The sequence below is a fragment of the Cognatiluteimonas sedimenti genome (genome assembly GCF_022808325.1).
GTDB lineage: Bacteria > Pseudomonadota > Gammaproteobacteria > Xanthomonadales > Xanthomonadaceae > Cognatiluteimonas > Cognatiluteimonas sedimenti.
In genome coordinates this window covers 400,178-418,059 of the sequence record NZ_JALGCL010000002.1, presented here as the reverse complement: position 1 = coordinate 418,059, position 17,882 = coordinate 400,178, and the positions used below count along the sequence as shown (strand labels likewise).

The window sequence follows — 17,882 nt, the reverse complement described above, 5'->3', positions numbered from 1 at the left end:
ACTGTCCCCCTTTTCGCCCGCCGGCCGCGCATGAATCCCAACTACCTCGATTTCGAGCAGCCCATCGCCGATCTGGAAGCCAAGATCCAGGAACTGCGCCATGCCAGCCATGGCCCCGCGGTCAACATCGATGCCGAAGTGCATGCGCTGCAGGACAAGCTGCGCCAGCGCACCGCGCACATCTTCCGCGACCTGACCCCGTGGCAGGTCTCGCAGCTGTCCCGCCATCCTGCACGGCCCTACACCCTGGATTACCTGCGGGTGATCTGCGACGAGTTCCAGGAACTGGCCGGCGACCGCGCGTACGCGGACGACGCCGCCATCGTCGGCGGCCTGGCGCGGATCGATGGCCGCAGCGTGGTGGTGATCGGCCATGAGAAGGGCCGCGACACCAAGGCCAAGCTCAAGCGCAATTTCGGCATGCCGCGCCCGGAGGGCTATCGCAAGGCGCTGCGGCTGATGAAGCTGGCCGAGCGCTTCGGGCTGCCGCTGCTGACCTTCATCGACACCATGGGCGCCTACCCCGGCATCGGCGCGGAGGAGCGCGGCCAGTCCGAGGCGATCGCGCGCAACCTGCTGGAGATGGCGGAGCTGCGCACGCCGATCATCTGCACCGTGATCGGCGAGGGTGGCTCCGGCGGAGCGCTGGCGATCGGCGTCGGCGACATCACCAACATGCTCGAGTACAGCACCTATTCGGTGATCACGCCCGAAGGCTGCGCCTCGATCCTGTGGAAAACCGCCGACAAGGCCAAGGATGCGGCCGAACAGCTCGGCCTGACCGCGCGGCGGCTGAAAGAGCTCGGCCTGGTCGACAAGGTGGTGCGGGAACCGATCGGCGGCGCCCACCGCAACCCGATGCAGATGGCAAAGCGGCTCAAGGCCGTGCTGCTCAATGAACTCGACATGCTGCAGGACCTGCCGCTCGACCAGTTGCTGCAACGCCGCTACCAGCGCCTGCGCGCCTACGGCGCCTACGAAGCGGCCTGATCCGCGCTGCCACGCCGCGGCCGTGGACAAGCCTCCGTCGCCCAGCCTGTTGCCGCCGCCGGGCCCCGCGCGACCGGTCCTGGTCGGTTTCAGCGGCGGCCTGGATTCCACCGTGCTGTTGCACCTGCTGGCCTGCGCCGCACCGACGTTGCATGGCGGGCTGCGCGCGATCCACGTCCACCACGGGCTGCAGGCCCAGGCCGATGCATGGGTGCGACACTGCCGGGCGGTCTGCGCTGACTGGTCGATCCCGCTGCAGGTCGTGCGCGTGGACGTCGACCGAACGGGTGGCGGCGGACCCGAGGCCGCCGCGCGCAGCGCCCGCCATGCCGCCTTCGCGGCCGAACTGCGCGACGACGAAGTGCTCGCGCTCGCCCACCATCGCGACGACCAGGCAGAAACCTTCCTGCTGCGCGCATTGCGTGCCTCCGGGCCCGACGGCCTGGCGGCAATGCGGCCGTGGCGGCGCCATGGCCGCGGCTGGCTGTGGCGGCCGTTGCTGGCGCTGTCGCGTGGCGAGCTGCTTGCGCATGCGCAACGGCATGGATTGCGCTGGATCGAGGACCCTGCCAACCGGGACAGCGCGCCGGACCGCAATTTCCTGCGCCACGAAGTGCTGCCGCTGCTGCGACGGCGCTGGCCGCAGGCAAGCGCGGCATTCGCGCGCAGCGCCGCATTGAGCGCCGCCGCCGCCGACCTCCTCGACGAAGAAGATGCGAGGGCGCTGGCAGGCGCCCGCGGCGACGACCCGCGGGTGCTCGACGTCGACGTGCTGGCACGCCTTCCCGCTGCGCGCCGGGCACGCGTGCTCCGGCGCTGGATCGAAGCCTGCGGCCTGCCGCCCCTGCCCGCAACCGGCGTCGACCGGATCGAGGCCGACCTGCTGCGGGCGGCGCCGGGCGACGAAGCCCGCTTCGCCTGGTCCGGGGCAGTGGTGCGGCGCTGGCGCAACCTGCTGCATGCCGGGCGGCAAAGCGCCCCGCTGGCCGCTGGCTGGCGATGCCCTTGGGACGGCAGCGTGCCGCTGCCGCTTCCCGATGGCGGCCTGCTGCAGCTGGAAGGCGCCGCGGGCTTCGACGATACGCTGGTCGTCCACGCGCGCCGCGGCGGCGAGCGCATCGCCCTGCCCGGACGCAAGCACACGCATGCGCTCAAGCACGTGCTGCAGGACGCCGGCATGCCGCCATGGCGGCGCGAACGGCTGCCGCTGCTGTCCAGCGCCGAGGGCCGGCTGCTGGCCGCCGGCGACCGCATCCTTTCGGCCGAATTCGCGCAATGGCTGGGCGCGCGCGGCGCGAAGCTGGTGTGGTCGCAGATTGCGCAGGCAGCAGCGCCCCCCGGGCACGGATCGCCCGCGCATTGACCCCCGCGAACCCGCGCCGCACACTTGCCGCATGGCCCGCAAGACAACATCCGATGCGTCCCCGGTCGCCGATTTCGAAGCCTCGCTCGATGCGCTCGAGCAGCTGGTCGAGAAGATGGAGCACGGTGACATGAGCCTGGAGGAATCGCTGGCCGCGTACGAACGCGGCGTCGGCCTCTACCGCCGCTGCCAGGGCGCGCTGGAACAGGCCGAACTGCGCGTGCGCCTGCTCACCGACCCGGAAGACCCCGCCGGCGGCGAGCCGTTCCCGGGCACCGCGCCAGCCGCGTCCCCGGATGCCTGAGCCGCCGGTCCCCGACGCGCGCCCGGCACGCTGGCGCGCGCGGGTCGAAGCCACGCTGCTCGCGGCATTGCCTGCCGCCGAAGCGCCGCCGCGGCACCTGCACGCGGCGATGCACCATGCCACGCTCGATGGCGGCAAGCGCATGCGGCCGTTGCTGGTGTACGCCACCGGCGGCGCGTTCGGTTGCGACGATGCCGCGCTGGACCACGCCGCCGCCGCGGTCGAACTGGTCCACGCCTATTCGCTGGTGCACGACGACCTGCCGGCGATGGACGACGACGAGCTGCGTCGTGGCAAGCCGACCGTGCACGTCGCCTTCGACGAGGCCACCGCGATCCTCGCCGGCGATGCGCTGCAGTCGCTGGCGTTCGAGCTGCTGGCGCGAGCGCCGCAACCGGCGCAGGCGCGGGTGGCGATGTTGCGGGAACTGGCGTCCGCCGCCGGCGCGCGCGGCATGTGCGGCGGCCAGGCGCTGGACATCGAGGCGACGGGGCAACGGATCGACATCGACGAACTGCAGCGCCTGCACGCACTCAAGACCGGTGCGTTGCTGCGCGCGTCGGTGCGCCTGGGCGCGCTCGCCGCCGGCGTGGAGGCCGGGACCGCCGCCGGGCTGGACCGCTTCGCCGACGCCCTCGGCCTTGCGTTCCAGATCCGCGACGACCTGCTCGACATCGAGGGCGACAGCGCCACCCTTGGCAAGACCGCCGGCAAGGACGTCGCCCAGGACAAGGCCACCTTTCCGGCCCTGCTCGGCATCGAGGCCTCGCGCGCGCGGCTGCGCGAACTGCAGGCGTCGATGCAGGAGGCGCTGGCGCCGTACGGCTCGCGCACCGATGCACTCGCCGCACTGGGACGCGAGGCGATCCAGCGCGATCGCTGAAGCGAACGCTCCAGCGCGCGTGCCGGCGCGCGCTTGACACCCGCACGAGGCGGGAATGATCCTCGACGCAAGCCCGCGGCGAGCGCCGCACCTGCATGGGGATGCACGGGATGGGGATGGGCAGGCACCGGCACGAACGAATGCTGTCATGGCTGGAGTCGGCGTTCGCATGGCTCGGCTACACCTTCGTCAACCGCTGGGGCGCGTTCGAGCGCGGCTACCGGCGCCCGTATGCACGGTTCGCTCTGCGCCTGCGGTTCGCGTTCTACCCGCTGCTGGTGCTGGTCGCGCTGGGATGGCTGGCCTGGGACTGGAACCACGAGCGCAGCCTCGCGTCGGCCGAGAACGCGATCTTCGACCAGGTGATCAAGCTGCGGCCGTGGGAGCCGAAGCCGTCGGGCAAGGTGGTCGTGGTCGAGATCGACGATTGCTCGATCGAGTATTACCGCCGTCTCGGCGAAGGCGGCTGGCCATGGAGCAGGCAACGCCATGCCGACCTGCTGGATGCGCTGGACCGCGCCGGCGCCCGCGCGGTCGGCTACGACGTGCAGTTCATCGAGCCATCCAACAGCGACCCGATCGGCGACGCCACGCTGGAGGCGATGGCCGCCGGCGGCCGTGGCCGCTTCGTGTTCGGCTCGACCCGCACGCCCGCGGGCTTCGATGATTCCCCCGGCGCGCTGCCGGTATCGCAGGCGCCCGGCGCATTCGCCCTGGCCACGCAGCCACGCCGCCCGGGGCCGCGCGTGGCGCTGCTGCAGCCGTATGGCGAGGCGATGGCACGCAACAGCGCGCTGCTGGACATCACCCGCGACAGCGACGGCGTGTTGCGCGACATCCCGCTGCGCAAGGCCATCGGCGACTGGGCGCTGCCATCGTTGTCGCTGCGGTTGGCCGCCGGCGTCCAGCATCGGCCCTTGGCCGGCTACCCGGAATCGATCCGCGTGAACTGGCGCACGCATGGCCAGCTTCCCTACGCCAGCGCCGCCGACCTGATCGAGGGCCGCGCGGTCTGCGATCGCGGCGGTGCGATGGCGGCCCTGGACGGCCGCACCGCGGTGGTCGGCTATACCGCCGCCGGCCTCAACGACGCCAAGCCGACACCGGTCAATCCGGCCATGCCCGGGGTCGAGGTCCACGCCGAAGCGGTCGAGGCGCTGCTCGCCGGCACCGCGATCTGGATGCCGCCGGCGGGCTTCAAGTACCTGCTCGCCGCGGTCCTCGTGCTGCTCAGCGGATTCGCCTTCTGGCGCGGCGAGCCGGCATGGGAGATCGATGAAGTCTTCGTCGCCAGCAACCTGGCGCTGTTAGTGGTTGCATTCGTCGGCCTGACCGCATTCGGCGTCTTCTTCGACATCTTCGCCGCGCTGGGCTTCGTCAGCCTGTGCTTCGGCCTGTGTCGCGTGTACGCCGCCACCCAGCGCGGGCGCGCGGTCGGCAACGACGATTACCGCCCGCAGTTCGACCCCGAACGCGACCGCTGGCTGGCGCTGGCCCGCTTGCGCTTCGAGCCCGACCCCGGCCTGGACCGGCGCGCGCTCGGCCGCCGCATCCGCGAATACCGGCGGCGCCTGCGTGGCTGGCTGTACCGCGGCACCGAGGCTGCCGCGCTGGAAGGCGTGGTCGAATACAAAAGCTGGCTGTGGGAATCGCTGGTCGATGTCACCGTGCTGATGTGGGGCGGGCCGGATCGCGACACCGTGGCCGCCACCGCGCAGCGTGAACTCCAGGCGTTGCGCGAGCACCTTGCGGGGCACGACGACGTGTTGCCCGACGACGGCAGCGTGCGCGTAGCCAGCCTGATCAGCGTCGCAGTCGCGCAGGACGAACCGATCGCGCAGACCCGCGCCCGCGTGTGCTCGGTGCTCGGCCGCCTGCTTGCGAGCACCGACGAACGACCGTTGTCGGCGCACGACTCGTTCTCCGCCGACGACGAAGCCGGTAGCGAGCTCCGTGCAACCGCAAGGCCCGCATCGCCGCCAGCCTGAATACGCGATCGACGTTGCGGCGCAGCTTGCCAGCGTCAACCACCACGCGCTTGAATGCAGATGTTGGCCTTTTTCGCGCCAGAATCGCGTTTGATCCTGTCTTGAGACCCGGCTGGCAACAGCGTTCCCGTACGGAGCTTTCCGCATGCATCCCACCGCTTTGCGTTCCGCCATCCTTTCGGCGATGGTGCTTGCCGCCGCGCTCGCGGTGCCCGCCGCACGCGCCGGGAACATGGCGGCGGTGGTGCACAAGCCCACGGTCGAGGTCCACAGCGCGCCGGACTTCAAGGCGCCGGCGATCGCCACGCTCAAGCGCGATGCAGCGGTCAGCGTCGCCGGCCAGCAGGGACTGTGGTTCCGGGTCGAGCTGACGGCGGGGCAGTTCGGCTTCGTGCGCGTCAACGACGTGCGCATGGCGCCCGCCCGCGCAGCGGGTTCCGCCTCCGGCGTGCGCGCGCTGTTCGGCGGCCAGGCCGGCAAGGGCCGCGTCACCGAGACCGCGGGCGTGCGCGGGCTCGACGAGAGCACGCTGCAATCGGCCGCCTACGACGGCGCGCAGATCGCGGCACTGGAGTCGTACCGGGTCGCGCCGGAGGCCGCCGCTGCACGGGCGCGCACGGAGGGCTGGAGCGCCACCAGCGTGGCCTTCGCCAGCGAGGCGCACCCTGGCGTCCGCGGCGGCAGCACGCAAGCGGAAAAGCGCAGCACGCTGTCGGCCGCGCGCGGGCTGTTGTCGCAGATCGGCGGCGGCCTGTTCGGCGGCCATGCCAGCGAGGCGATGGACGTCGCCGACGCTGCCACCGGCAAGTCCGAGGACGAACTGGCGGCGGAGGAACTTGCGTTGGGGCCGGAGATCGCCGGCCGCATCCTTGGCGCGGCGCCGCTGCTGGACGATCCCGAAGCGCAGCGCCGGGTCAACATGATCGGCCGCTGGCTGGCGTCGCAGACCACGCGCCCGGAGCTGCCGTGGAGCTTCGGCGTCATCGACTCGCCCGAGGTCAACGCCTTCGCCGCGCCCGGTGGCTACGTCCTGGTGACGCGCGGACTGTACGAACTGCTGGCCGACGACGCCGAGGTCGCCGCGGTGCTCGGCCACGAGATCGGCCATGTGGTGCAGCGCGACCACTACAACGTGATCCGCAAGCAGGCGATCACCGAGACCGGCGAAAATATCGTCGCCGGCCACGTCAACGTCGGCGGCGATCTCGCCGCCAACCTGGCCAAGGACTACGTGCGTCGCCATGGCGCCACGGTGATGCTGACGCGGCTGGACCGGGAGGCCGAATTCCACGCCGACGAGGCCTCGCAGGTCTACCTCGCGCGCTCGGGCTTCAATCCGCTGGCGCTGTACCCGGTGCTGCAGAAGATGTCCGCGCTGGGCACGCAATCGCCCGCCCTGGCGCAACTTGTGAAGAGCCACCCAGCGCTGGACGACCGCCTGGACCGGATCGACCGCCGCGGCGCCAGCCTGCAGCAGTACACGCAGCGCAACTGACGCAGCGAACCGCGCGCTGCAGGGCCACGCGGCGCCTGCCGCGCGGCCCATCGGGACGCCCGCCAATCAGCGCAGCAGGCGCAGCGTCAGCGGGTAGCGATAGTGCTCGCCGTTCCAGGCCTTGACCGTGGCGATGATGCTGCACGCCAGCCAAAGCACCGCGATCGCGGCCACCGCGAGCAGCAGCAACAGCCCGGCCGGCGCGGTCAGGATGATGCCCAGCCCCAGCGTCAGCACGGTCGCGCCAACCAGCGCCACCGCGACCGCCACCGCGATGCAGGCATAGATGAACATGCTGAGGTTGAAGTTGAAGGCCTCGCGGGCGTGTTCGGCCGCGAACGCCGAATCGTCGCGCTTGACCAGGTAGACCATCCCGGCGCCGAGCATGCCGGCGGCCCCGGCGATCCAGCTGGTGCACAACGCCAGCAGCAGCGCCGCCAGGTGCGCGCCCGCGGCCCACTGCCGCTCGCTGGAGGTCGGGGACGTGGTGGACAGGGATTGCGTGGTCGCGTTCATCATCGACTCCCGCCGGAAACGATCCGGCCTGCCCTCGATGATGGGGGCAGGCCGGGAAGGTGCAACCCAACCAACGGCCTAGGTCCGTCGGATGGCGTGACGACTACGGGTTCACTTGATCAGGCGCACGTTCACCGGGTAACGGTAGGCGATGCCCTGGTTGGCCTTCATCGCGGCGATGATGACGAACACCAGCGCCCCGATGCCCACGATCAGCATCACCGGCACCGTCAGCAGCGCACCGATGCCCAGGCTGAGGATGGTCAGGATCAGCAGGATCACGAAGATTGCCGTGACCATGATGTTGAAGTTCAACGCTTCCTTGGCCTGGTCGTCGACGAAGGGCATGGTGTCCTTCTTCATCAGCCAGATCACCAGCGGGCCGATGAAAAAGCCCCAGCCACCGACCGCGGACGTCAGCAGGCCGCCGGCCAGCGCCGACAGGTGCGCGAACATCGCCCACTGCCGCTCTTCCGCGGAAATGCCACTCTCGGCGCCAGTCGGCGCCGGGTTGATATCGTTCATGGTGTCCCCTCTTGTCCGGCGCCCCCTCGGCGCCAGTGCCCAACTGTCGACGGCCATGGCCGTCCAGTCAAGCCGACGGGGTCCCGGCCATCAGCCGGCCCCGGCCACCGTCATGCCGCCAACGAGGATCGAACCGGTGCGGACATGGGAACGGGGATCGACGTCGTTGCCGACCGCCTCGATCGCGCCGAACATCGCCTTGAGGTTGCCGGCCACGGTGATGCCGTCGACCGGATAGGCGAGCTGCCCATCCTCGATCCAGAAGCCGGCCGCGCCGCGCGAATAGTCGCCGGTGACCGCGTTCACGCCCTGCCCCATCAGTTCGGTGACCAGCAGGCCTCGTCGCATGCCATGCAGCATGTCCTGCAGGCCACCGGCATTGGCGACGACCTGCAGGTTGTGCACGCCACCGGCGTTGGCGGTGGTGGCCAGCCCCAGCTTGCGCGCCGAATAGCTGCCCAGCACGTAGCGCTGCAGCACGCCGTCGCGCACCAGTGGCGCTTCCCGGGTGGCGACGCCTTCGGCATCGAACGCCGCGGAGCGGAAGCCGCGCGCCAGGAACGGCAATTCTTCGATCCCGAACCAGTCGGGGAACAGCCGCGTGCCCGCGGCGTCGACCAGGAAGCTGGCCTTGCGGTACAACGCGCCACCGGACACCGCGCCGACCAGGTGCCCGACCAGCGAGCGCGCAACCTCGGCCGCGAACAGCACGGGCATCTGCCCGGTGGCGATCGAGCGAGGCTGCAGGCGCGCGGCGGTGCGCTCGGCGGCATGGCGGCCGACGGCAGCCGCTGCTTCGAGGTCCTCGGCCGCCAGCGCGGTCGTGTACCAGCCGTCACGCTGCATCGCTTCGCCCTGGCCGGCGATCAACGCACAGCCGATGGTGTGCTGGGTGCTGCGCTCGCGGCCGACGAAGCCGTGCGAGTTGGCGTACACGCCCAGCGCCGCGCTGCTGCCGACCGACGCACCGTCGGAGTTGGCGATGCGCGCATCGCTGTCGCGGCCGGCGGCCTCGCAGGCCAGCGCCAGGTCGATCGCACGATCGGCGTCCAGCACCCACGGATGCCAGGCGTCGAAACCGGGAAAGCCACCGGCCGGCGCCCGCGCCATCAGCGCCGCATCGGCCAGGCCCGCAGCCGGATCGTCCTCGGTGTAGCGCGCGATCGCGCAGGCCTGTTCGACGGTCGCGTCCAGGCTCTCCTCGCGCAGGTCGGCGGTGCTGGCGCTGCCCTTGCGATGGCCGAAGTACACGGTCACGGCGATGCCGCGGTCGCGGGTGGACTCGACCGTCTCGACCGCACCCATGCGCACGTCCACGCTGAGCCCGCGCTCCTCGTTGCAGCTGACCTCGGCCTGGCTGGCGCCGCGTTCGCGACAACGATCGAGCAGGCGCTGCGCGATGCCCGCCAGGTGGTCCAGCCGCGACAGGCTGTCGTCGGCGCCGACGGGGGCGACTGCGTTCAATGGCTTATCCTTCATGCCTGTCCCATTGTCAGGGCCCCGCCAGCGCGGGCCGGGAATCGAGAATGACCAGAGCGCGCGACGCCGACAGCGGCGATTTCCTCGGCCCCAGCCGCAGCGAACAACGGCGCGCGGCCCTGGACGTGCTGGCATTGGGCGAGAAGCTGGTGGCGTTGAGTCCCACCCAGCTGGCGAAGCTGCCGATCCCGGAAACGCTGCTGCCGCACATCCGCGAAACCCAGCGCATCACCTCGCACGTCGCCCACAAGCGCCAGCTGGCCTTCCTGGCCAAGCAGATGCGGCGCGAGGACGATGCCACGCTCGATGCGATCCGCGACGGGCTCGACGCCGGCGGTGCGGCGGCAAGGCGCGAGGCCGCGCACCTGCACCGGGTCGAATCCTGGCGCGTGCGCCTGCTTGCCGACGGCGACGCCGCGCTCGCGGAACTGCTCGCCGCGCATCCGGGCGCCGACCGCCAGCGCCTGCGGCAACTGGTGCGCAACACCGCGGAGGAACGCGCCCGCAACAAGCCGCCGCACGCCTTCCGCGAACTGTTCCGCGAACTGCGCGAATTGCTGGCGCAGGACGAGGCCGCAACCGGAGGCGAGGCGGAAGCAGCGCCCGACGCCGACGACTGAGTGCGCCGTGGCGCTGGAAGGGGCAACCGGCGAAGCCCGCATTCCCGTTGCCTGCACCGGGCGCAGCGTCCACCCACGCCCGCTTCCGCGGGAACGGCGCGCGATTGCGGTCATGCCCTGGTCCCGCCGACGGTGATCTGATCGATCAGCAGCGACGGCTGGCCGACGCCGACCGGCACCGACTGCCCGTCCTTGCCGCAGACGCCGACGCCTTCGTCCAGCGCCAGGTCATTGCCGATCATCCGCACCCGCTGCATGGTTTCCGGGCCGTTGCCGATGAGCGTCGCCCCCTTCACCGGCGCGGTGACCCTGCCGTCCTCGATCAGGTAGGCCTCGGTCGCGGAGAACACGTACTTGCCGGAAGTGATGTCGACCTGGCCGCCGCCGAAGTTGACCGCGTACAGGCCGCGTTTGACCGAGCGGATCATTTCCTCCGGGTCGTGGCTGCCGGCGCGCATGTAGGTATTGGTCATGCGCGGCATCGGCAGGTGGGCGAAGGATTCGCGGCGGCCGTTGCCGGTCGGCTGCATGCCCATCAGGCGCGCGTTCAGGCTGTCCTGCATGTAACCCACCAGCACGCCGTCCTCGATCAGCGTGGTGCAGCGCGTCGGCGTGCCTTCGTCGTCGATGTTGAGCGAGCCGCGGCGGCCCTCCAGCGTGCCGTCGTCGACGATGGTGACGCCGGGCGACGCCACGCGCTGGCCGATGCGGCCGGCGTAGGTCGAGGTGCCCTTGCGGTTGAAGTCGCCTTCCAGGCCGTGGCCGACCGCCTCGTGCAGCAGGACCCCGGGCCAGCCGGGGCCGAGCACCACCGGCATCGCGCCGGCCGGCGCGTCGACCGCTTCCAGGTTCACCAGTGCCTGCCGCAGCGCCTCGCGCGCGAACTTCTCCGGCTTGCCGTCGGCGAACAGCTGCGCATAGCCGTAGCGGCCGCCGCCACCGGCATAGCCGCTCTCGCGCCGCCCGCCCTGCTCGACGATCACCTGCACGTTGATCCGCACCAGCGGCCGCACGTCGGCGGCGAGCACGCCGTCGCTGCGCGCGACCAGCACCGTGTCGACGCCCCCGGCCAGGCTCACCACCACCTGCTGCACGCGCGGGTCGGCGGCGCGCAGCAGCCGGTCGAGCGTTCGCAGCGCCTCGACCTTGTCCTCGTTGCCGAGCCCGTCGATCGGATCGGTGGCCGGGTACAGGGCGTGGCCGCCGCCCGCCACCAGCGTGCGCGCCCCCTGCGCGTTGCCTTCGCGGGCGATGGCGCGCGCCGAAGCGGCGGCCTCCATCAGCGCCTGCGCGTTGATGTCGTCGGAATAGGCGAAGCCGGTCTTCTCGCCGCTGACCGCGCGCACGCCGACGCCCTGTTCGATCGAATGCGCGCCGTCCTTGACGATGCCGTCCTCCACGGTCCAGCTCTCGCGCCGCGCGTGCTGGAAGTACAGGTCGCCGTAATCGACACCGGGGCCGAGCAGCGCGCCGAAGGTGCGGTCCAGCCCGCCGGTATCCAGGCCCGCGGGCAGCAACAGGCGGGATTCGGCGAGCTGGAGGGGGAGCGTCATGCGGCAATAGTCCGGGAAAAGCGCGGGTGAACGGGAGATTTGCGGGCGGCAGGCGCGTGAATCAACCCGCGGGCGGCCTGTCCTGCGCGGCCGTGATCCGGGACTGCTCGCGGCTGATCACCTCGACCTTCGGGTCCTTCCACGGCCCGGTGACGCGGTAGGTCTTGGCCGCGAGCTGCCCCAGCGGCTTGCGCAGCACCGCGTTGGCGGCGGCGCCGATCGCCGCGCCGACCGGTCCGCCGGCGATCGCGCCGGCCACCGCCAGCAGGTTGCCGGCGCGTGGCAGCACTTCGATGGTCTGGTTGAAGGTCTGCGCACGCAGGTTGGCATTGCCGTGGATGCGGATCTCGGCGGCCGGCCCGTCGATCAGCAGGTCATCCGTGCTGGCCTTGCCGGCGGCAATGCGCACGTTCCCGGCGAGCTTGTCGAAGGCGAAGCCCTTGGAGAACAGGTCGCGGAAATCCAGTGTCAGCCGGCGCGGCAGCTGCGCGATGCTGAGCAGCCCGAGCACGCGGCCGGCGCCGGGTTCGAGCTCGACCAGCTGGCCATCGCGCGCGTCGAGCTTGAGCGTGCCGTCGAGCGTGGCCAGCGCGAACGCGGCCGGGCTGCCCGGCCAGGTCGCCGCCAGCGATGCATGGCCTTCGCCATCGTTGAGCTGGCCGCCATAGCCGAACCCGTCGAGCAGGGCGCCGAAATCGTCGCTGTCGATGCCCAGGTCCAGGCGAGTGCGCTGGGCGCTGCCGCGACCGAGCCAGTCGCCGCTGACGTCGATGCGTTGCCGCGGCGCCCGCGTCTGCAGCTGCGCGATGCGCATCCCCAGCGCCAATGGCTGCGTGCGCAGCGTGGCGCTGCCGAGCGCGGCATCGCCCACGCGCAGCTCGGCGATGTCGAATGCGAGTGGCGGCACCTTGGCCGGATCGATCGTGTCCGCCTCGGCGCGCGGGTTGGCAGGCGCAATCGCGGAATCCGCGCCGGGCGGCGCGGCGCTGCGCCAGTGCACGCGCGCGAAATCGCCGGAGATGGTCGCACCATCGGGGTCGGGCACGCGCACGCTGCCGCTGAGCGCCTCGCCCTGCACCTGCGCCACCAGCGCCCCTGGCGTCGGCGCCAGTTGCAGGCGGGTGACGGGAAATGCCGCACCCAGCAGCAGCAGGCGTTCGGCAACGACATCGATCCGGCGCAGCTTCAGGTCCCCGCCGGACCCCTCTCCGGCCGGGTCGCCGCCCTTGGCGACCGCGATCCAGTCCAGCGCATCGAGCTCGGGCGCGCGCCCGGTCACGATCAACCCGGAAGCGGGCGGCGCCTCGGCGACGCTGTCGCTGCCGAGCACCGCGCGCACGCCGGTCTGCGCGGCACTGCGGGCACGCAGCGCCATGCGCTTGCCCAGTGCCACCCGCACCTCGCCGCTGCCCACCGGCAAGGCGGTGTCGATGCTCGCCGGCAACGCCGCGTCGGCGCCCTTGCGCAACGGCGCCGGCAACGACAATGCCGTGCCGACCAGGCTGGAGCGCAGTTGCAGCCGGCTGGGCGCCGCGGCCGCGGCCGCCGTCGTCCTGGGAATTGCGACCATCGCCGTCCACTGGGAGCGCCCCGCCACGTACGGCTTGAGCCAGGCCAGTTCGGGCACGCGTGCGAGCAACTCGTCGGCGGGCAGGCTCGCTTCCAACTCGGCCTCGAACGCCTGGCGCCGGTCGCGCGCGTAATCGCCGGCGCGCAGCGACAGGCGCCCGGGCTGGCCGCCGTGGCGCACCGCCAGGCGTTCGGCGGCGAAACCGCGGTTGCCGTACTCGGCGCGGCCGCGCACGTCCTCGAACGCAAGCTTCCAGCGCTTTTCCCTGAGCCTGGCGCCGGCCAGCGCAACCGTACCGCCCAGCTTCGAGGCGCCGCCTGCGGCATGCAGCGGCAAGTCGAGGTTGAAGGTGACCGCCGCCAGGCCGCTGGCTTCGAGGTTGTCGAGCGTCTCGCGATGCTCCTTCTGCAGCGGGCTTTGCCGCAGCAGGCCAAGCAGGGTCGAGGCATCGCCTCCGCCCTGCGCCTGCACGGTGAGATCGGCCTTGCCGAAATGCTCGATGCCGGCATCGAAATGGCGGATGCCCACGCCGGCGAGGACGCCCTTGCCCGCGACGCTGAATCCGTCGGCGATGAAGGCCAGGTCGGCGTCGACATGCTCGGCCGCGGGCCAGTCGGCCTGGAACTTCAGGGTTGCATCGCGGATCCGCGCGCGCGCCTCGAAGCGGCCATCGTGGTTGCGGAACGGCCAGTCGTCGAGGTCGCCGGAGACCAGCGCGAGGCCGTTTTCGAGCCGGCCGCCGACCAGCGCCTGGTCGAGCCAGCGCACCGTGTGGGGCGACATCAGGTGGTGGATCCAGAAGCCTTTGGCCGCGGTGACCGCGGTCGGTTCGATCTGCGCGGCCAGGTCGATCCACGGACGCGTGCCGTCGCCCTGGAACCACAAGCCGCCGCGCACGTCGACACCGAAGCCGGTGCCGCGGATGCGCAGTCCGGGCGTGCCCACGCGCCAGCCCGCGCCCTCGCGCCAGCCGGCGATGGTGCCGTCCAGGCTGGCGGCGTGGACGACGCCGAATCCGCGAGGCCAGTTGAAACGGAACGGCGCCTTTGGATCCAGTGCCAGCGCGAAACCGTCGCCATCGCCCCGCAGCGTGCCGGCCAGGCCGCTGAGCCCGGGCGCATTGCCGACCGCCTCGAAACCCAGTCCGTCGATGCGGACGCTGGCGCGCATGCCGCCGTTGCGCGCGGCAGCGAAGACCAGGTTGCTGGCGCGGGCCTGCGGTTTCGCCGCGGCGATCCACTGTCGCAGCCCGGGCGCCGTGCGGTCGCTCAGTGCGGCGACCGCCAACAACGGCCCGGCATCGATCCGCCGCGCCAGCAGCGCATTGCGCTCGCCGCCGGCCAGCACCAGGCCATCCAGCGCCTGCACGGCGGCGCCGGTGCCGATCCGCAATTGCGGCGCATCCATGCGCCAGCCGCCGGGGATGGCGCGCCATTGCGCGCGCGTGCGCAAGTGCTCGAACCCGGCGCGCGGCACGCTGCCATCGGCCAGTGCGGCGCCACGCAGGGTGATCGCGTCCAGCGCGGCATCGACGGTGAGCGCGGCGACACGATGGTCGCGCAACTGCGCCCATGCCTCACCACGCCCGTGACCGGACTCCGCGGCGACGCCGGCCACGTGCAACAACGGCGCCCAGACCGCGAGGTCGACCTGCCTGGCCGCGACATAGGCGCGGCCATCGCCACGCGCGCGATCGAAATCGAAGGCCGCCTGCAACGGCGACTTCCCCACCCGCATCCACGCCCGCATGCCCGCGCGCACACGGTCGCCCTCCACCCGCAGGCGCACGTCGACCCGCGGCAAGCGCGCGTCGATCTGCAGCCCCGGCGCGATGATCGCCAGCTTGCCGCCGATCACCTGCAACTCGCCGAGCCCCTCCAGCGCCGCGAACGGATCGCCGCCCGACTGCTGCTGTCCCGGCAGCCCGCGCACCTGCCAGCGGCCGTCTTCGCCGCGCTCCAGGGTCAGGTCGAGGCCGCGCAGCCGCAGTTCGGTGAACGAACGCCCCGGCAGCAGTCCCGCGTATTGCGACACCAGCATTTCGGCGTCGCCGATGGTGAACGCGTGGCTGCCTTCGCCGATGCGCAGGCCATCCAGGCGCAGCAACGGACCGCGCCGGGTCCACTGCGTCTCGACCCTGTCGAAGGCCACAGGCCGCCCGGCGCGCTCGCTCAGCCATGCGGCGATGCGCTCGGGATGGCGTTCGGCCAGCGGCAACACCTGGCTGAGCGTGCCGACGACCAGCGCCGCCAGCACCAACGCGACCGCCGCGGCGTACCACAGCCCGCGTCGCGCGAGCCGCAGGCGGCGACGCATGGGCGTGGTCATGCCGACACCCCGGGCCGCGCCATCCCTTCCTTGCGAGCGCTGGCGCGACTGTCGCGGTCCAGGAGATTCCTCGCTCCGGGGCCCGAAGCCTGGATGCCGGCGTCAAAGCAGCACGACATCGAACTGTTCCTGCAGGTATTGCGTGTCGGCCTGGAACCGGATCGACTTGCCGAGGAATTCCTCCAGTTCGACCACCGTGGCCGACTCCTCGTCGGTGATGCGCGCGACCACCTTGGGCGAGGCGATCACCAGCAGCCGCGCGGCCTCGAACTGGCGCACGGCACGGGTGATCTCGCGGAAGATCTCGTAGGTCACGGTTTCGGCGGTCTTGAGCATGCCGCGGCCGCCGCATTCGTGGCACGGCTCGCACAACTGCCGTTCCAGCGACTCGACCGTGCGCTTGCGCGTCATCTCCACCAGTCCCAGCGGCGAGAAGTCGTAGACGGTGGTCTTGGCGTGGTCGCGGGCCAGCGACTTCTCCAGCGTACGCAGCACCTGGCGCCGGTGCTCGGCGTCGTGCATGTCGATGAAGTCGATGATGATGATGCCGCCCAGGTTGCGCAGGCGCAGTTGGCGCGCCACCGCCTGCGCCGCTTCCAGGTTGGTGCGATAGACGGTTTCCTCGAGGTTGCGCTGGCCCAGGAACGAGCCGGTGTTGACGTCGACCGTGGTCATCGCCTCGGTCTGGTCGATCACCAGGTAGCCGCCGGATTTCAGCGGCACCTCCTTTTCCAGCGCGCGCTTGATCTCGTCCTCGACGCCGTACAGGTCGAACACCGGGCGCGCGCCGCCGTAGTGCTCTATCTTTTCCGCCAGGCCCGCTTCGGCCGGGCCCAGCGCAGGCATGTATTGCGCGGCGAATGCGCGCAGGCGCTCGCAGGTCTCGCGCGAGTCGACCTTGACCTTCTCGACGTCGCGCCGCATCAGGTCGCGCACCGCGCGCATCGGCAGGCTGAGGTCTTCGTACACGCAACTGCCGACCGCGGCATCGCGGACCTGCCGTTCGACCAGCGCCCAGGCGCGCCCGAGGTAGGCCACGTCCTCGGCCAGCGCTTCGGCCGGCTGGCCCTCGGCGTTGGTGCGCACGATGTAGCCGGGGCTGCCGACCGGGATCGCGAGTTCGGTCACCAGCCCCTTGAGCCGCGCGCGTTCGCCCTCGTCCTCGATCCGCGCCGAGACGCCGACCACGCGCGATTGCGGCAGCAGCACCAGGTAGCGCGAAGGAATGCTGATCTGCGTGGTCAGGCGCGCGCCCTTGCTGCCGATCGGGTCCTTGACCACCTGCACCACGATGTCCTGCCCTTCGCGCAGCAGTTCGGTGATCAGGGGCACCGGGGCCGGCACCGGGAACGCGTCGGCGGCACCGTCGTCGCGCACCGGTTGCGCGCGCTGGATGTCGTTGGCATGCAGGAACGCTGCGCGGTCCAGGCCGATCTCGACGAACGCGGCCTGCATCCCCGGCATCACCCGCTGCACCTTGCCCTTGTAGATGTTGCCGACCACGCCGCGCGACCAGCCGCGTTCGATGTGCAGCTCCTGCAGCATGCCGTTCTCGACCACCGCGACGCGGGTTTCGCGCGGGGTGACGTTGACCAGGATCTCCTCGGTCATGGCATCGCTCCATCGTCGCGCAGCAGTCGCGCGGTCTCGTACAGCGGCAAGCCCATGACGCCGGAGTGGCTGCCGGACAAATGGGCGACGAAGGCCTGGGCCGCGCCCTGGATCCCGTACGCGCCGGCCTTGCCCTGCCATTCCCCGGTGGCGATGTAGGCGGCGATGACCGCGTCATCCAGCGCGGCGAAGGTCACTTCCGAGATCGAGACCGCCTGCGCTTCGCGCGAAGCCGAGAGCAGCCAGACCACGGAGACGACACGGTGGGTGCGTCCGGACAGGCGCCGCAGCATCGCCGCGGCGTCGTCGGCGTCGCTCGGTTTGCCGAACACCTCATCGCCCAGCACCACCTCGGTATCGGCGCCGAGCACGCGCGCCCCGGGAACCGCGACCACCTTCAGCAGCCCGGCGCCGGCTTTTTCACGCGCGACCCGGCGCACGTAGTCCTCGGGCGGCTCCCCGGGCTGGCGGTGTTCCGGTACATCGATGTCGAGCGTCCCGAACGGCCGCCCGAGATGGGCCAGCAGTTCGCGGCGGCGCGGGGATTGCGAGGCGAGATACAGCATCCACGGAAGAATACCCCGCGGCCGTGGCCCCCACCCCGGACATGACCGATCGACCCCGTTGTGGCTCACCGGCCGTTCACCCCTGTCCCAA

General features: G+C 71.4%; 14 protein-coding genes. 7 read left to right on the top strand and 7 right to left on the bottom strand.

Going from position 1 to position 17,882, the window contains the following annotated elements; translation table 11 throughout:
* Positions 1-30 precede the first annotated feature (30 nt).
* From MQC88_RS08700 to MQC88_RS08675, 6 genes are all read left to right on the top strand, one after another.
* Complete coding sequence (locus MQC88_RS08700) at positions 31-990, top strand: acetyl-CoA carboxylase carboxyltransferase subunit alpha (RefSeq protein ID WP_243321108.1); 960 nt, start codon at positions 31-33, stop codon at positions 988-990.
* 22 nt (positions 991-1,012) lie between these two features.
* On the top strand, positions 1,013-2,353 hold the full coding sequence (tilS, locus tag MQC88_RS08695; protein ID WP_243321104.1) for a tRNA lysidine(34) synthetase TilS: 1,341 nt from the start codon (positions 1,013-1,015) through the stop codon (positions 2,351-2,353).
* Between the two features lie 31 nt (positions 2,354-2,384).
* Positions 2,385-2,657 (top strand): exodeoxyribonuclease VII small subunit, encoded by a 273-nt coding sequence (locus MQC88_RS08690; protein ID WP_243321103.1) that lies wholly within the window; start codon positions 2,385-2,387, stop codon positions 2,655-2,657.
* Entirely contained in the window at positions 2,650-3,540 is an 891-nt protein-coding gene (locus MQC88_RS08685) for a farnesyl diphosphate synthase (protein WP_243321101.1), read from the top strand. The genes MQC88_RS08690 and MQC88_RS08685 overlap by 8 nt, the downstream gene beginning before the upstream one ends.
* A 140-nt stretch (positions 3,541-3,680) precedes the next feature.
* The gene (locus MQC88_RS08680; protein ID WP_243321099.1) at positions 3,681-5,528 is read left to right on the top strand and encodes a CHASE2 domain-containing protein; all 1,848 of its coding nucleotides are present in this window, start codon (positions 3,681-3,683) and stop codon (positions 5,526-5,528) included.
* Between the two features lie 145 nt (positions 5,529-5,673).
* A complete protein-coding gene (locus MQC88_RS08675) occupies positions 5,674-7,023 on the top strand; it encodes a M48 family metalloprotease (RefSeq protein WP_243321095.1) in 1,350 nt (449 codons plus the stop codon).
* 66 nt (positions 7,024-7,089) lie between these two features.
* On the opposite strand, the gene MQC88_RS08670 is transcribed toward MQC88_RS08675, so the two are convergent.
* The 3 genes from MQC88_RS08670 to pmbA all read right to left on the bottom strand — a co-directional run bounded on the left by MQC88_RS08670 (position 7,090) and on the right by pmbA (position 9,543).
* Positions 7,090-7,539: a DUF4870 domain-containing protein gene (locus MQC88_RS08670; protein WP_243321093.1), complete on the bottom strand. Its 450-nt coding sequence runs from the start codon at positions 7,537-7,539 to the stop codon at positions 7,090-7,092.
* 111 nt (positions 7,540-7,650) lie between these two features.
* On the bottom strand, positions 7,651-8,064 hold the full coding sequence (locus MQC88_RS08665; RefSeq protein ID WP_243321091.1) for a DUF4870 domain-containing protein: 414 nt from the start codon (positions 8,062-8,064) through the stop codon (positions 7,651-7,653).
* 90 nt (positions 8,065-8,154) lie between these two features.
* A complete protein-coding gene (gene pmbA, locus MQC88_RS08660) occupies positions 8,155-9,543 on the bottom strand; it encodes a metalloprotease PmbA (protein WP_243321089.1) in 1,389 nt (462 codons plus the stop codon).
* Positions 9,544-9,590: 47 nt separating this feature from the next.
* Here pmbA and yjgA point away from each other — a divergent pair, with 47 nt between their 5' ends.
* Complete coding sequence (yjgA, locus tag MQC88_RS08655; protein WP_243321087.1) at positions 9,591-10,163, top strand: ribosome biogenesis factor YjgA; 573 nt, start codon at positions 9,591-9,593, stop codon at positions 10,161-10,163.
* A gap of 110 nt (positions 10,164-10,273) precedes the next feature.
* Here the strand turns inward: yjgA and tldD are convergent, their stop codons facing one another.
* The 4 genes from tldD to MQC88_RS08635 all read right to left on the bottom strand — a co-directional run bounded on the left by tldD (position 10,274) and on the right by MQC88_RS08635 (position 17,791).
* On the bottom strand, positions 10,274-11,716 hold the full coding sequence (tldD, locus tag MQC88_RS08650; RefSeq protein ID WP_243321085.1) for a metalloprotease TldD: 1,443 nt from the start codon (positions 11,714-11,716) through the stop codon (positions 10,274-10,276).
* A gap of 61 nt (positions 11,717-11,777) precedes the next feature.
* Complete coding sequence (locus MQC88_RS08645; protein WP_243321083.1) at positions 11,778-15,614, bottom strand: YhdP family protein; 3,837 nt, start codon at positions 15,612-15,614, stop codon at positions 11,778-11,780.
* A 102-nt stretch (positions 15,615-15,716) separates the two neighbouring features.
* A complete protein-coding gene (gene rng / locus MQC88_RS08640; protein ID WP_243321081.1) occupies positions 15,717-17,225 on the bottom strand; it encodes a ribonuclease G in 1,509 nt (502 codons plus the stop codon).
* Entirely contained in the window at positions 17,222-17,791 is a 570-nt protein-coding gene (locus MQC88_RS08635) for a Maf family protein (protein ID WP_243321079.1), read from the bottom strand. The genes rng and MQC88_RS08635 overlap by 4 nt, the downstream gene beginning before the upstream one ends.
* Positions 17,792-17,882 lie beyond the last annotated feature (91 nt).

Bases quoted from the DNA above. Each gene is read 5' to 3' on its own strand.
- MQC88_RS08700 (WP_243321108.1), top strand. From the start codon at position 31: ATGAATCCCAACTACCTCGATTTCGAGCAGCCCATCGCCGATCTGGAA.
- MQC88_RS08690 (WP_243321103.1), top strand. From the start codon at position 2,385: ATGGCCCGCAAGACAACATCCGATGCGTCCCCGGTCGCCGATTTCGAA.
- MQC88_RS08685 (WP_243321101.1), top strand. From the start codon at position 2,650: ATGCCTGAGCCGCCGGTCCCCGACGCGCGCCCGGCACGCTGGCGCGCG.
- MQC88_RS08680 (WP_243321099.1), top strand. From the start codon at position 3,681: ATGCTGTCATGGCTGGAGTCGGCGTTCGCATGGCTCGGCTACACCTTC.
- MQC88_RS08675 (WP_243321095.1), top strand. From the start codon at position 5,674: ATGCATCCCACCGCTTTGCGTTCCGCCATCCTTTCGGCGATGGTGCTT.
- MQC88_RS08670 (WP_243321093.1), bottom strand. From the start codon at position 7,539: ATGAACGCGACCACGCAATCCCTGTCCACCACGTCCCCGACCTCCAGC.
- MQC88_RS08665 (WP_243321091.1), bottom strand. From the start codon at position 8,064: ATGAACGATATCAACCCGGCGCCGACTGGCGCCGAGAGTGGCATTTCC.
- pmbA (WP_243321089.1), bottom strand. From the start codon at position 9,543: ATGAAGGATAAGCCATTGAACGCAGTCGCCCCCGTCGGCGCCGACGAC.
- yjgA (WP_243321087.1), top strand. From the start codon at position 9,591: ATGACCAGAGCGCGCGACGCCGACAGCGGCGATTTCCTCGGCCCCAGC.
- tldD (WP_243321085.1), bottom strand. From the start codon at position 11,716: ATGACGCTCCCCCTCCAGCTCGCCGAATCCCGCCTGTTGCTGCCCGCG.
- MQC88_RS08645 (WP_243321083.1), bottom strand. From the start codon at position 15,614: ATGACCACGCCCATGCGTCGCCGCCTGCGGCTCGCGCGACGCGGGCTG.
- rng (WP_243321081.1), bottom strand. From the start codon at position 17,225: ATGACCGAGGAGATCCTGGTCAACGTCACCCCGCGCGAAACCCGCGTC.
- MQC88_RS08635 (WP_243321079.1), bottom strand. From the start codon at position 17,791: ATGCTGTATCTCGCCTCGCAATCCCCGCGCCGCCGCGAACTGCTGGCC.